The following is a 14,228-nucleotide window of genomic DNA, read 5'->3' on the forward strand; positions in this document are numbered from 1 at the left end:
TTCAGCTTTGGTAACATCTCCCTGCGTATAAATTTACTTTCTGGTGTGGTTATCTATATCTTTTACTCCAATTTCAAAAAACCCTTATCCTTTAACTGGAATATCATACACATCAATAAATAAATTTAAATTTTTATTAAGCTCCTCTATTACCTTAAAGGCTGGCTCTAAAGTTTCCTCTATACCATCAATAAATAAATCTACATGAAATTTTAAGGTTGTCCCAAGCTGTCTTCCATTTGGAGTTACCGGCGGCAGTGCAAATGGCCTTAGTTGTATTTTAGTTCCAGCTCTAGCACTATCTCTAACAAACCATGCAAGAAATTCGAGGCTTTTAAGACTTTCTATTGAAACAATTCCCTGTAACTTTAAAATTGTATTACTCTTTCTTGAAAATCTAAAAATTCTAAAAGACTCTCATCATAAAACTCTTCTATTTCACATAAGTCCTCAAAGATAGTGCAAAACTCGTTTGCAAAACTACCTGCTCCTATTTCTAAAAGATACTCAAGATATTCCTCAGGAATTTGAGGATATTCTTTTCGAAGTTCTTCTAGTTTGCCAAAACTTTTTTCGAAATAACAAATCTATTTTTTTATAGTTCATAAAGAATTCCTCTCTTAATTGCTTCTGCCAATCCCTTTGGATTTTCCCAAGCCATAGAATGTCCTGCTGCTTTTACAACTTCAATATTTATATTGTGTTTTTTAAGTTCAGTTTGGTCATGGTCTGGTAAAGATTTTTCACCAAAAATGAAGGTTCTCTTACATTTCAATGAGTATAATATTTCACGCCATGATGGCTCTGCTCCAGCAACTGCTGACTTTGAAATTCTACTTGCTGCTGTAGAAGACCAAATTGATAATGTGGCCGTCCACATAGAGTTTTCAATAGAATTTTCATTGACAATTTCATCAAATGCTCCATTTACAAAATCTTCTTCTTCATAGCTTCCAAATTCATAAGTTGAGGAGCCTGGACTACTTTTATCTAAATTAGCTTCACTAAGAATAATTGACTCTATATTATCCCCACATTTGCTAGCAAGTTCAAGGGCGATAGCTCCACCTAAACTATGTGCGAAAATAATAAACTTAGAAAGCTTTAGGTCTTGTACAAAATTATACAAATAATCTGCATGTTCTTTTACAGTATATAAATAATTATCTGGTTTATCACTAAATCCACTGCCAAGTAAATCTATTAATATTCGTCTATGATTTATTAAATCGGTTTGTGCTGCTACTTCAGGATAATCAAAAGACCCAGCACAGCCTAAGCCGTGGATGAATAATATAGGTGTATCTTCACCAGGTAAGTCATGATATCTCATCTTATTTTTCATGTTATCTACTATATATTCTTTCATAAAATATTCCTTTCTTTTAATGCCTTCAAAGCACAAAATTAATTAAACTACTTTTATTTTTCTTCTCTCCACTTATCATTAGTTCCTGTTTTAGAAGCTACAGCTTTATTTACCTGATAAAGAATTTCACTAACAAATCTTTCAGGTAAAATAGATAATTGTACCATGTTTTGATCCTGCGTTTTCTTATTTATATAAGCATATTTTGAAATGGTTCCTAATTTATAAAAACACAAATCATACACTGTTATTTCTTCATTTTCACAGCCTACAGCTACACCACTGAAATTTAATCCAACCTCTACTTTATAGTTACTATCTTCTTTATAAAAGGCATAATAACCGCCACCGTCTCCAATGGCTCCTTTACTCCAGCCAAAACCTGTCAGCTTACCTAATAAAGATAAACCATTTAACATAATGCCGCCAAAACGCTCTATGGTATTTCCTTGTTTTTCTTCTTCTGTAAGGGTAAAAATTTCTCTATTCAGCTGTTCAAAGGGCTGTTTTATTTCATAGTTTTCAAATTGTTCCTTCCATAAATCCATATCCTCATTATTTAATTCTATAGGATGAACAATGCCTATTATCATTCCATCCTCTAATTCATATTCTTCCTCATCTTTAGTGTTAAAGCTGCCGTCTTCCATATATCTAAAGCTGTCTGTTAAGGCATTATCTTTATAAATACCCCAAACAAGACCTATAGCAAACTTATGCATGATAGGATTTTCAACAAAAAGCTTTACCCAAGAGTCTTTTTTCCATTTTCTATTGCTGGACAAAGCCATTTCAAGACGAATAGTTTGTATATTTATAACTGTCTTTAGCTGCTTTTTCAAATTTTTAAATTCTTCAGCAGCTTCCTTTGCCCGAGCTTCATCATCCTTCTTAGCTATAGCTGGAAGATTTTTAAGCTTTTTGTGACCTTCGTCGGTTATTTCTAAAGTAAGCTCTTGCGTAAGGGTTACAGTAAATTTTCTATCTCCATAATCAAATACTCTTTCTCCTCTTATATCAAAGCCTAAGTTTGGAACTATTCTATCAGAAAGCTCCTCTATATCTACCCCCATTTGTTCTGCTGCAAACTTAAGAGCTGAAGCTGCCGCAGTTTTAACCTGCTTAAATTTAAACTTTCTAGATATGTTATCTACTATTATTAAAGCTTCATTGCTGCCATTTAATGCAAGGGCCTTTACAGCTTCACTGGCTATTGCTCCTCTTGAATTCTTAGGCCAATCTTCTATATTCTTTTTAAGTAAACTTATTACTTCATAATCTCCATAGACCGAAGCAAAAGGAAGTACCCATTTTTTCTTACTTTCTGCACCAGCATCTAGCCATCTTTGTAAAACTTCTAAGGCAAACTTTGATAAATCCTTTTTATCTAAAAGTTCTCCTACCTTTAAAGCTTCACTACTTAATCCAATTTCAACACAGGAAGCATAACATAGCAGCATATATTTTATAATCTCATCTTCAGCATAAGCTTCATTATCCTTAAATCTTACCTTTGTCAAAGTGTCACAATTCAGCCATCTTAAGGTCGCTGCTTTATTACCCTTTAAACCTTGCTTACAGTATTCTAAAATATCTAATTCTTCCTTATTTTCCTCCAAAGCACTTTCTAGGTTTAAAGCTTCTCTTAAAAGAGCTTTTATCTTCTCACTTTTTTCTACTTCCAGCGCTTTACTTAGAGCCTCCAGCACTTCTTCATCACTGCTCCTTAAAAGCACCTTTACTGCTGCTTCCCTAATTGCTTGTTTTTTAGAACTTAAACTAGGTATCACTAGTCGCTGCCCTGTCTTGCTAGAACTTAAAAGTTTTATCGCTGTTTCCCTTACCACTTTAGAAGAATCTCCTAAATACCCTATAAGAACTTTTGCACTTTTTTCTCCAGCAAGAGTTTTATTTAAGATTTCTAATATACCTTTTCTGCTTTCAGCCTCACAATTAGGTATATTTTCTATTACCTCTTCTTCTTTTGTTTTCATTAGCTTTTCTATAATTGCAACTGCTTGGCTACTTAAGTTGCTTCTAGTATAGTTACCAAAAGCACAATATCCTAGATAATATATATAATTTTTAACAGAAGCTCCCGAGCTTTCTAGGAATTCTATATAGGAATTCAAATCATCTTCTGAGATTTTCTTACCCTTATACTTAAGATAATCATTATATATATGCCTTAGTATAGCTGGATTTCCTATGGCAATAAATATGTCCATAGCTCTTGAAAATATTGGTGATACATCCTTCAGCCAAAATAGGATTTTAGAACAGTTAAAAGAATACAGGTAAATATCTCTTTTTCCGAAGAGGCCTTCTAGTGACTTATCTATATCACTAAAGAGAATGTCACCTTCTAAATATTGTAAAAAATTTTCATAAACATTTCTTTCAATATTATTCTTATCCATAAAGATGGAGAAGTTATGTACGAAAACCTCTTCTGCATCACTTAAAAACTCCTTGCCTTCCCCCTTTTGCCAGAGAAGAAAAGCCATATAAGCTTTATTAATTCCAAAACACATTGACGCAGCCTTTTTAAATTCTTCCCTGTGATTATCCACCTCTTGTTTTAGTTCTTTTTCAAAGCTATAATCATAGCTTATATTGTTAGTCTCTCCAAGCCATGCAATATACAGTTCTCTTTTAATTTGAAGCATATCTAAAAGATTTGATATAACATTATATCTATTATATTTGAGATAGTTATGAAGAGCACTAAAGAACTCTTTATAAGAAAATAAAGCAGCAAACTTAATAAATCTTCTGGACATTTCTGATTGGATACATGTAGTACAACTAATTCCTATGAGGAATCTAAAAATATATTTATTAAGATTTAAAACTAATTTACCATTGCTTTTTAGAGTTTCTACAGTTTCCTCTAAATTTGAAGTTTCTCCTTTTAAGTAGTTAATTAAAAGTTCTTCTTCCATTTCTGATATATTATTATTAAATAAATTTTCTACTGACTTAATCATATCTTCTTCTAACCAGTGGAAATATTCTTCTTTTTCTTCCTTATAAGCTAAATAAGTTATTATTATAGCCTGTTCATTTATTTCACTTATGTGAATTGCTTCTAAAAAGGAGTCCTTATATTTTTCATAAAGGCTATCATAGAATGAAATAAAATCACGACTTAAAGTTCTTTCTTTTTCAGTAATAGATGTAGCATAATACGCTATAACAAAGGTAGCGCTTAAACCATATTCTAAGAATTTTTTAAAATATGAAGTTCCAGGATAATAGGTTGTTTTATCTAAAACAGAAAATAGAGATGCTTTTCCCATTTGAAATAGCATTTTTAAATACTTTGATAAAAGCTCACCTGCTTTATGCTTATTCAAAGACTTGTATACACTGACTACTTCCTCTACTACTTCAGCCTTTAACTGTTTCATATCTATACTTGGAAGCTTCTTAAAGAATTCTTCTTCTTTGACGCTTTCTTCAGCATATTCTTTAAAGCTATCAATAATCTCATAAGATAAATCTAAATCCAATAGTACATTATTTATTTTCTCTATTAAATGTTGTTCCAATCCCATTTTTATTGACACTCCTTTTTATAACACTTAAATATAATATAGTTCCATAAGTAGCAAAGCTTATTGCTAACTATAAATTTTAATACTTGCAGTCTTAATTTTATTATTTATATACATCATTTCTAATTTATTAGCAGCAGTCCCAATTGTACAACACCTTTGTGAAATCAAGTTTCTTCAAATCTTCTTCACTTATAAAAAAGTTTGCTACTCCACCATCTCCAAACATTAAGTCACATTCCTTTTCACAATCAAGTTGAAGCAGTAAAGTATCATGATTATTTAAATCTTCACTGTCTCTTGGATCAGCTTGAGTAAAAAAAGGATATCCTCCTATTCTGGAGCCGTCAGCATTTAATTTTTCCATGTAATCATCATCTTCTTCATCTGTTAACCACATATCCTTGTACACATCATTAAATCTATAATCATCCCAAGGTATTGGCATATATTCTAATGAAAAATTCATTTTTCCTTCATTAGCAAAAGGCATATACCAATCTTCTTCTAAGTCGCCTAAAAACGAAAAATCTTTTATTAAATTTTCCTCACTTTTTACAACATGTGGTATGTATATAACCCTAAAGGTATCCTGCACACATGGATTGTCAAAATCAAGCCCATACATATCATCTGGTAGTATAAAAAACTGTAATATACCTTTTTGTGGAAAAGCTTCTATTGGAGGAATTTCTTCAAAATTAATTTGAGCTAATAATCTTAAGTATTCTCCATTAGATGCCTTTGGATATTCCATTCCAATCTCTAGATATGGATCTCCTCCTAGTTTACTTTCCCACAGCATGTTTTTTTGTTTCTGGAATTTTATCTTTATATAAGGTTTTATAGTTTTTTCTATACTATCACGATATTTTTCCAAACTTTCTGGTAATTCTACAATTGAATTCTTCATTATTCCTCACCTATCCTTAAATAAATTTTTATACTCTACTACAATACCTTTATAAAATTAATTTTTCACATCACTATTTATATTCTTCTTTGTAATTATATATTTTAATTGTTCTAAAAACTTATTTTTTGTCTCCTCAAATATGTCCCTATTAATTATATCCTACTTGATTATGGATTCATAATTATATCCAGCATTTTTTCAGTATTATTAATAAATTGTTTCATAACTTGAAAATGCTCCGTAGCTTTATATCCTACTTTTCTAAATTCACCTTTCAACTCATATATTAAGGCATCAGGATAATACATTTTAATAGGAGCATCAGTTCACAAGCTTTTTGTTCTATTTATCTTATTATCTGATAGTTCAATTTTCGTAACTTTTAGGTATTACAACATTAAAACACTATAAAATTCAATTTGAATAATACAGTGTTTTTATAAATTGTTAGTATTTTTTAAATAAGAAAGATACAACAGATCCAAAAGTTAAAATTTGCAAACTATAATACACGATAATGAGGAATAATATCTTCATAGGTACCATCTTTCATTAAAAATCCATTAGGAATAATGCCTAATTTAACAAATCCAAGTTTTTCGTATAGGCGAAGTGCATATTCATTTGACTTAACTACTGCATTAAATTGCAAAATCTTAAAACCCAATTCTTTTGCTTTATCCATACAATGGATAACAAGTTTTTCACCAATATGATGACCACGCATACCCTTTTTTACTGCATAACTTGCATTACAAATATGCCCACATCGTCCAAGGTTATTTGGATGAAGTATATACAGACCAACAATTTCTTTACTACCCATATCATAGGCAATACCAGTAAATGATTGATGTGAAAAAAAATCATCTCCACTACCCTCTGTCAATAAATCCATTTGCGGAAAGGCAATACCGTCTTGAACGACCTCATTCCAGATATAAATTGCTTCTGCAACATCATTTTTATCATATGCTTTTATTTTAATATTCACGTGTATCTATCCCCCTTAAAAATAACTTATAGTATGTCTATTTTATAAATAATCAATCTGAAAGTCCAATTGATAAATTATTATTTGTCTCTTATAAAATATAGTAGTTACTTTGTTTTATCTAACTATTCCGATTTAATCTATATAAAAATTGTACCACATTTTCCATATACTTTCACAGTTACATACAAAACATAGGAATTTTTAACACTGCATTATTTCATTTTCAAAGATCATAGTTCATATTTCAATTTTCAGCATTTACGTCGTATAATTTGGTGAATTAAGTAAGGACATCTCTCTAGCAAATTCCTCAAGAGACATAGCTCCCATATAATTTTGAAAATCTATAGGCTCATATTTTTTATGAACCTTTGAATTAAGCTGATTTAAATAATGATTTTCAAAAATATCCAATTTTAACCAAATGCAATCATCAAGCCTTACATACATCCTCTAGCTTTTTCTACCTCTAATTTGCTTTTTACGATTTGGACGTAGTTATTCAAAAGAAAATACTTTTCAATAATATCTCTGTTAGTATAGTTAATATCATGTCTTTTTGTTTCCTGTGCTTTTGCTATTTCCTTCAGCATGTCTGCTGCAAAAACTAAGCCTATATTTTCACAGTTTTCCGCAACCTCTTCTGCAGCCTTTATACTTCCTGTATTTACCACATTAAATCCGCTTATAAGGATACTTTCAAGAATAGCCTCAATATTTTCAATAAGAAAATATAAATTATCATACTTTTCCATACAATACTCCTTTTATATAAAAAACTTACAGTGTCAAGTTCTCAATACTCATATCTTCATAATAAAGGGTAATAGGCATAACACTAAGCTTTCCGTCAATTATATAAGCTTTTACAAGAATACCTTCAGGGTATTTTTTTAACCTATCTATTCTTTCAAGCTTTTGTATTATGGCTTTTGTTTCCTTAGAGAAATTTACTATCATATTAATTTCCTTGCCTTCTTTATCATAAAGAGCCATGGTAAAACTCTGCTTTATATTATCAAAATTACTTTTTCCAAATTCCTCTGGTTTGATAATGTAAAGATTGGAATTTTCATTTTGTGTGCCCATGAAAGTCCTTGGATAACCTTCTAAAAGCTTATACCATTTATTTACAAAAATATCTTTTAAATTCAATTTATGTATATCCGTTACTTCTAGAACTTCCCCTCTGCTTTCTTCACTTGCCGAAATTCTATTTTCACCATTGATTTTCCCCTTGGAAAGTCTTATATGACATTTAGATATATCATCAGTATTTCCTTCAATGCCAAAGCTTGGAGTATAACTATATGCTGTTTGTGAATTCTTCTTTTTATTATCATAATAAGTGGGTCTGGAATTTGTGTAAGTAAATATACTACCTCTATTTTCCTCATAGTAATAATAGGTTATACCTTCATATCCCGATTTTGAACTCCAGCTTTCTGCACCAATTCCATATAAATCAATAGTCGGTATATCATAATAGGAAGATTTATGTTCTCCACATAAATTGTAAAGCATTTCCTCATCCTTACAACTTTCTATGGCTGAAGCTGCTGCATATATCTTTGATAACTTATTTCTAAGACTTCTAGTGGAAAAAGAAGCATTCTTTTTAAAATAAAGGTCCAGCTCACTTTTAACAGCTCTTAAGCTTTTTTCTAAATTAGGTATATTATAGTTATGGCAGAGAAGAGCAGTGCTTTCAAGCTTTTCTAAAGTACTCTCCGGCATCCTTGAAAGGCCCATAAAAAGTATATCTTCCATTAGTTTTTTTACTGTTTTAGCCGCTTCACTATAACTCTCCTTACCCAAGCTGCTCTTTTTATTGAAAAGCTTTAAATCCTCTTCTTTAATCAATTTTTTATACAGCTGATACTTCAGAATTCCTTCTACTTTATGTCTGCAAATTTCCTTACTCTTGCAGGAACACATAGCTTCTTCAAGAATTTCTTTTTCTGAAATGCCTTCTTTATTATTTGCCATAATTTTAACTATATAATTTTCTTCTTTAAATCTTATAGTAAGAATAGATCCTTCCTCAATTTGAGCTTCTATTCCAAATTTTATCCTCTTTACTGCTTCATTAAAAATTTTTTCTCCAATTATCTGTGGAAGATTATGTGTGTTTATATTTAAAAGCTTAGTAAAATCGAAACTTTTATTTTCAGTCTGTACTTCTGAATTTTCAGAAACTGACGGGCATATGATATTTATGTTATTTTTTAAATACATATATGACATTACTACATGTTTGCAAAGGCTTCTTGAAGGACAGCTGCATTTATATTCTTTAATATTATCCTTTAAAAAACAGATTGTATCATCTGCCAAGGTACATTTTACAGCCTCCTCTTCTATTTCAATATCCACTTTATTAGAAGCTTCTAAATCCTTTTTAGCCCTGTTTACTATGCCTTTGTTACTTATTCCTATTAAATATTCTTCATCAATAGTAAGTAAAAAGTTTTTCATTTTTTCTAAGAAATTATCTCTGCTATCCATTTCGAAAGCCCTCCCGGAGTTACTGCAGCCACCTTCGCACCTAAAGCTGCCATTTTTTCACCAGCGCTTCTGTCATATACAGGTTCTGCCTCCATATCAAGTGCCGTAAGCACCATAAGCTTTGCTCCTGTCTCTATAATGTCCTTTGCTCTAGCATACATGCTGCCATAGCCGCCTCCTTCATAAAGATCTGTTACCAATATTACTATGGTTCTATGGGGGCTTTCTATTAATTTGCTGCAATACTGAAGAGCCTTTCCTATATTTGTTCCGCCCCCTAGTTGAACACTCATTAAAGTTTGCACCACATCATCTACATAATCAGTAAGATCTACTACCTGAGTATCAAATATAACAAGATTTGTTTTAAGCATTGGAAGCTTCGCAAATATTCCAGCCATGACAGCACTGTGGATAACAGAATCCAGCATACTTCCACTTTCATCTACAGCAATTATCACTCGCCAAGGGTTAGTAGGCCTCACTCTTTGATTAAAATATACTCTGTCCACTACAAGAGACTTGGTTTCCATATTATAATTTTTTAAATTCTGCCTTATAGTTCTTTTAAAATCTATATTTCTTGAAGATTTTATTCCACCATATCTATTTTTATCTATCCTGCCATAAATAGCTACCTTTATATCCTGCTCCATCTTCCTTGCTATTTCTTCTGCTGTAATTTTTACAATTCTTTTTGCTGTTTGAAGAACATCCCCATTCATAAGGTGCTTCATCTGAAGTATATTTTTAAGAAGCTCTGTGTTGGGCTCCAGCTTTTCAAGGACACTTTTGTCTGTGAGTAATTCTTTTATATTATATTTATCTAAAGCATGCATCTCTAAAATCTCCACTGTTTTTTTAGGAAATAGTTCTTTTATTTTTGTAATCCAGCTGGGAACTGTAAGACTAGATGGCTCTAAAGAGCCTCTGCTCTTTTCTCTTTCCTTTCTTACTCCTCTTTCTTCTCCATATTCTCTTTCATATAAAAACTCTAATAAGGCATCCATATCTGCGTATTTTACATTTTCCTCTGAAAAACTTAAATTGTTACCTGAATATTTTCCAAGCACAAGTCTCCATCTATTTAGTGCCTTTATATCATCCTTCATTTATCAAACCCCATTCCTTTAAGGTGTCAACTCCAAAGCTATCTAATTCTAGTGCAAACTTTAACTCCTCTGGAGCTGCAGCCTCTACATCAAATAGCTTTCTTTCACTTATCTCATAATAATCTGCTAAAGCTTTACCTATAGAATCAATTTCTCCTGGAGTAAAAAAGCTAAAAGAAAGTCTAAGTTCCGGCAAAAGTCTTAAAAAATTCTCTTCCTCCATGTTTTTCATAACATTATCTATAGCTGTAAGCATTTTTGCTTCACTTAGAACTATATCTCTTGCTGTAGAAAATAATCCTTTAAGGAAGGCTGCAGACTTTAAGAACTTATCTCCAGTTCCATATAGATAACCTTCTGCCTTTTTTATAATATATAAACTATCTATCTCATTAACTCCTAAAAGCAGTCCCAGTGCAGCTCCTTCTACTGCTGCATTTCCAGAAACTCTATCTGTAAGAGAAAACAATGCTTCCTTAAATATATCTATATCTGAATTGCTTTCTAATGTTATTTGATATATATTCTTTAGCTTGTCTATAACTTTATTTTCCTCTTCTTCCGGCACTGCATACAGCTCTGGAATTAAAGTCACTGCCTTGTTATAAGCTTGTAGTAGAAGTTCTTTTATGTCACAGCTTTCTTCCCCTGAAAACAACATTGTTCCATTATATAAAAAACATATATTATATGCACAGTGAGCTACAGAATAAAAGCTTCCATCTTTTATTATTATTTCTTTCATATCTGGCAGCACTTTTAAAATTATTTGATAATACCCCATCATAAAAGCTTTAATAAGCAGCTCTGAAACTTCGCCGCTTTCATTTTTATTCTTTGTAATTTCTTTTAATAGAAGGGTTTCTACTGCTTCTTTTACAGTTCCACCATATACAGAGTTTTCTATAAGACCGCTTTCTACTTGAACATTCCATTTATATTTAAAGGTTTCTCTTATAAGATTAACATTCTTCTTATTTATAAAATCTGGCCCTTTAATATTCTTACAAAAGCCTATATTTAAAAAGGACATTCTATGAAGAAAATAACTTATCTCTCTATGTCTGCTGCTTTTATAAAGGTCTAATACAATTTCCTGCTCAAGGGTATTATTAATTTTTAACTTATATTTACTGCAAATATCTCTAAAATCTATAATAATAGGAGGCACTTCTGTACTATCACAAAGCTTTCCAATGTTTTTTCCTCTTAGAAGTTCTAATAATTCCATAAGAGGAGCATCTGTTGCCATATTGAGTTCACCTTTTATAAAACAGGCTCTAACGGCATCCTTCAGCTCATAAACTCCACATTCAGCTTTGTTTCTAAGAGTTTGAAGTCCTTTAGCCATATTTAATGCTTCGATTTCATCTGCAGTAGATAATCCTCCTACACTCTTTCTTATTTTTCTTCCGCAGCTTACTATAAAATGCAGGACAGCTTTTTCATAGGGATTTTGAAGGTTTTCACATAGATTTTCATATATTTTTTGATAAAAAGCTGGATAGGGCATACCGCTGGCATATCCATTTAACTGGTCGCTTTCCTCAAAGGAATACACCATAGCATAAGCTCCCACATCCTTTTTATCAATATTATGTAATTTTATAGTTTCCTCTTTACAGGAAAGCTCTATAAGCCCTGAAGTATGAAATCCACCAGTTACCACAAGAATTTTTTTATATTCAGTGGACATCTCCTTTATCTTTGATGCCATATACACTTCTCTTGCAATACAGCCATCTTCTTTAAGGCTGTCCTCACTTTCAAAGGACCTTGAAAGATAACAAAAGGCTATCATGTTTTTTATAAAAGTTCCTGTTTCTATTTTTATACCATCTATTTCAAAAAGCATTTCCCAAAGTTCATTAAAGGTTCTACAGCCCTGTTTTTCACATAATGAAGTTATAAATTTACTTTTTTCAAATAGATAATCATCATTATAAGAGTTTTTTTCCTTCTCATTTCTAAGGCCTCTTCCCTCTGCACTATTTATCAAGATTTCTCCATAGGGAAGGTCAATAAATTCTGTTTTAATACCTCTCTTTTCACCTTCTCTTATTGCTGTAAGTTCCGGTGAATAATCTAAAAAAGGATAATAACATCTGTATTTTCCCCCTTCAGCACTAACAAGTTTTTTGTTATCTGAATAGCTGTAATAAATACATACTGGAGCTGTTGTTTCCGCGTGGCCTATATAAGGAGTTACAGCATTTGCATCGGAAGGTCCTTCAATTAATATAATATCTGGATTATAATTTTCAATGACTTTTTTTAAATGAAAAGAACAAGCTGGGCTGTGATGTCTTAATGGAAAATATATTATATCTTTATGTAAATCATAAGCCTTCGAAAATACTTCCTCTATTTTATCCATTTCCTGGCCTCGTAAAATTCCGTCCATAATCCACCTTCTTTTAAACTTTTAGCTTTTATAATAATATTAAAATAGTTTTTAAGCTTATCAATATCTTCTCTGCTCTCTTTAACTACAGTTCCCAATATATTTTGAACCATAGAATCCACCTTAAGCTTTGATTTATTGTAATAATAAGAGCTCATCACTGTTTGATAACAAACAGAAACCGCTTCAGCAGTACTCATAACGGCAGACGGCTTGTCTATTCTGCTGCCCTCTGAGGAAATTCCTTCTCTTAATTCATGGAAGGTAGTTGCCAGTATATTAACTACATCTCTATCAACCTTTATCTTAATTTCGGACTCATCAAGAAGCTTTCCCACTTCCTGCTCAATAATTTTAGCCTCAAGGGACACATCATTTATAGGGAATATTGTTTCAAAATTAAATCTTCTTTTAAGGGCGCTACTCATTTCATTTACGCCTTTATCTCTTATATTAGCTGTAGCAATAACATTAAAGCCCGGATGTGCAAATATAATCCCCTCATCCCCTAGCTCTGGTACGTTTAAAACCTTATCACTGAGTATACTTATTAAACTGTCCTGTATTTCTGCTGGGCATCTTGTTATTTCTTCAAATCTAGTTATTAATCCCTTACTCATTCCTGTGTAAAGAGGAGATGGCACTAAGGCTTCCTTTGTAGGTCCTTTACCTAAAAGCATAGCGTAATTCCAGGTGTATTTAATCATGTCCTCTGTGGTGCCTGCCGTTCCTTGCACTGTATTATTACTTGTGCCGCTAATTGCAGCGCTTAGAAGTTCACTAAGCATAGTTTTTGCTGTACCAGGCTCTCCAACAAGCATAAGTCCTCTATTTCCTGCTAAAGTGATTATACATCTTTCAATAAGACTGTCATCTCCAAAAAACTTTTTATTTATTTTTATTTTTTTACCATCATATTCAATAGACTTGCTACTTCCAAGGATGAAAGTTTTTACTGCTTGAGGAGAAAGTCTCCAATTTTTAGGTTTAGGTTCTTTATCATTTTGTTCAAGAGCCTTCAATTCTTTTTCATAAAACACTTCTACTGGTGGCTTTAGCGCCTTTAAATTGTCCATTTTAAACCTCCATTTTGTACTATATTCAATTAATTATACCATTTTTGACTATCAGTACTTATTATACTTTATTTTTCATTTTATTCCTTTAGGTACCATAAATATTTATTATTGTATCATGAATTTTGTATAATTTCACAGTTTTAATAAATTCTTAAATTTCATTTACAATTTTATTATCCATAAGTTTATATACATCCTAATTCCGTTATAGATAAACACAACCAAAACTTTATTTACAAAACCTCCCTATTTATGATAGAATCAGAAAATAAGGAGTTGTTAA

The 14,228-nt window shown here is 31.5% G+C and carries 10 protein-coding genes; all 10 read right to left on the reverse strand.

All coding sequences use genetic code 11. From position 1 onward, the window contains the following. Positions 1–595 precede the first annotated feature (595 nt). Positions 596–1,369: an alpha/beta fold hydrolase gene (locus tag I6U48_RS13335; RefSeq protein ID WP_218320958.1), complete on the reverse strand. Its 774-nt coding sequence runs from the start codon at positions 1,367–1,369 to the stop codon at positions 596–598. 53 nt (positions 1,370–1,422) lie between these two features. Continuing rightward, complete coding sequence (locus I6U48_RS13340; protein WP_218320959.1) at positions 1,423–4,929, reverse strand: DUF4132 domain-containing protein; 3,507 nt, start codon at positions 4,927–4,929, stop codon at positions 1,423–1,425. Between the two features lie 130 nt (positions 4,930–5,059). Beyond that, positions 5,060–5,842: a YwqG family protein gene (locus I6U48_RS13345; protein WP_218320960.1), complete on the reverse strand. Its 783-nt coding sequence runs from the start codon at positions 5,840–5,842 to the stop codon at positions 5,060–5,062. A 505-nt stretch (positions 5,843–6,347) separates the two neighbouring features. Next, a complete protein-coding gene (locus I6U48_RS13350; RefSeq protein WP_218320961.1) occupies positions 6,348–6,839 on the reverse strand; it encodes a GNAT family N-acetyltransferase in 492 nt (163 codons plus the stop codon). Between the two features lie 261 nt (positions 6,840–7,100). Next, a complete protein-coding gene (locus I6U48_RS13355) occupies positions 7,101–7,292 on the reverse strand; it encodes a hypothetical protein (RefSeq protein WP_218320967.1) in 192 nt (63 codons plus the stop codon). Further along, entirely contained in the window at positions 7,283–7,597 is a 315-nt protein-coding gene (locus I6U48_RS13360; RefSeq protein ID WP_218320962.1) for a hypothetical protein, read from the reverse strand. Before I6U48_RS13360 ends, I6U48_RS13355 begins: the two co-directional genes overlap by 10 nt. Positions 7,598–7,622: 25 nt before the next feature. Next, positions 7,623–9,350, reverse strand: a complete 1,728-nt coding sequence (locus tag I6U48_RS13365; RefSeq protein ID WP_218320963.1) for an SWIM zinc finger family protein — start codon at positions 9,348–9,350, stop codon at positions 7,623–7,625. Then, on the reverse strand, positions 9,326–10,462 hold the full coding sequence (locus tag I6U48_RS13370) for a VWA domain-containing protein (protein WP_218320964.1): 1,137 nt from the start codon (positions 10,460–10,462) through the stop codon (positions 9,326–9,328). The genes I6U48_RS13365 and I6U48_RS13370 overlap by 25 nt, the downstream gene beginning before the upstream one ends. Then, positions 10,452–12,866, reverse strand: a complete 2,415-nt coding sequence (locus I6U48_RS13375) for a DUF5682 family protein (protein ID WP_218320965.1) — start codon at positions 12,864–12,866, stop codon at positions 10,452–10,454. Before I6U48_RS13375 ends, I6U48_RS13370 begins: the two co-directional genes overlap by 11 nt. Beyond that, on the reverse strand, positions 12,827–13,942 hold the full coding sequence (locus I6U48_RS13380; RefSeq protein WP_218320966.1) for an ATP-binding protein: 1,116 nt from the start codon (positions 13,940–13,942) through the stop codon (positions 12,827–12,829). The genes I6U48_RS13375 and I6U48_RS13380 overlap by 40 nt, the downstream gene beginning before the upstream one ends. Positions 13,943–14,228: the final 286 nt, after the last annotated feature.

This window comes from Clostridium thailandense (genome assembly GCF_019207025.1).
Lineage (GTDB): Bacteria > Bacillota > Clostridia > Clostridiales > Clostridiaceae > Clostridium_AM > Clostridium_AM thailandense.

Coding starts and splice junctions, on each gene's coding strand:
- I6U48_RS13355 (WP_218320967.1), bottom strand. CDS start 7,292: ATGTATGTAAGGCTTGATGATTGCATTTGGTTAAAATTGGATATTTTT.
- I6U48_RS13365 (WP_218320963.1), bottom strand. CDS start 9,350: ATGGATAGCAGAGATAATTTCTTAGAAAAAATGAAAAACTTTTTACTT.
- I6U48_RS13340 (WP_218320959.1), bottom strand. CDS start 4,929: ATGGGATTGGAACAACATTTAATAGAGAAAATAAATAATGTACTATTG.
- I6U48_RS13335 (WP_218320958.1), bottom strand. CDS start 1,369: ATGAAAGAATATATAGTAGATAACATGAAAAATAAGATGAGATATCAT.
- I6U48_RS13380 (WP_218320966.1), bottom strand. CDS start 13,942: ATGGACAATTTAAAGGCGCTAAAGCCACCAGTAGAAGTGTTTTATGAA.
- I6U48_RS13345 (WP_218320960.1), bottom strand. CDS start 5,842: ATGAAGAATTCAATTGTAGAATTACCAGAAAGTTTGGAAAAATATCGT.
- I6U48_RS13360 (WP_218320962.1), bottom strand. CDS start 7,597: ATGGAAAAGTATGATAATTTATATTTTCTTATTGAAAATATTGAGGCT.
- I6U48_RS13375 (WP_218320965.1), bottom strand. CDS start 12,866: ATGGACGGAATTTTACGAGGCCAGGAAATGGATAAAATAGAGGAAGTA.
- I6U48_RS13370 (WP_218320964.1), bottom strand. CDS start 10,462: ATGAAGGATGATATAAAGGCACTAAATAGATGGAGACTTGTGCTTGGA.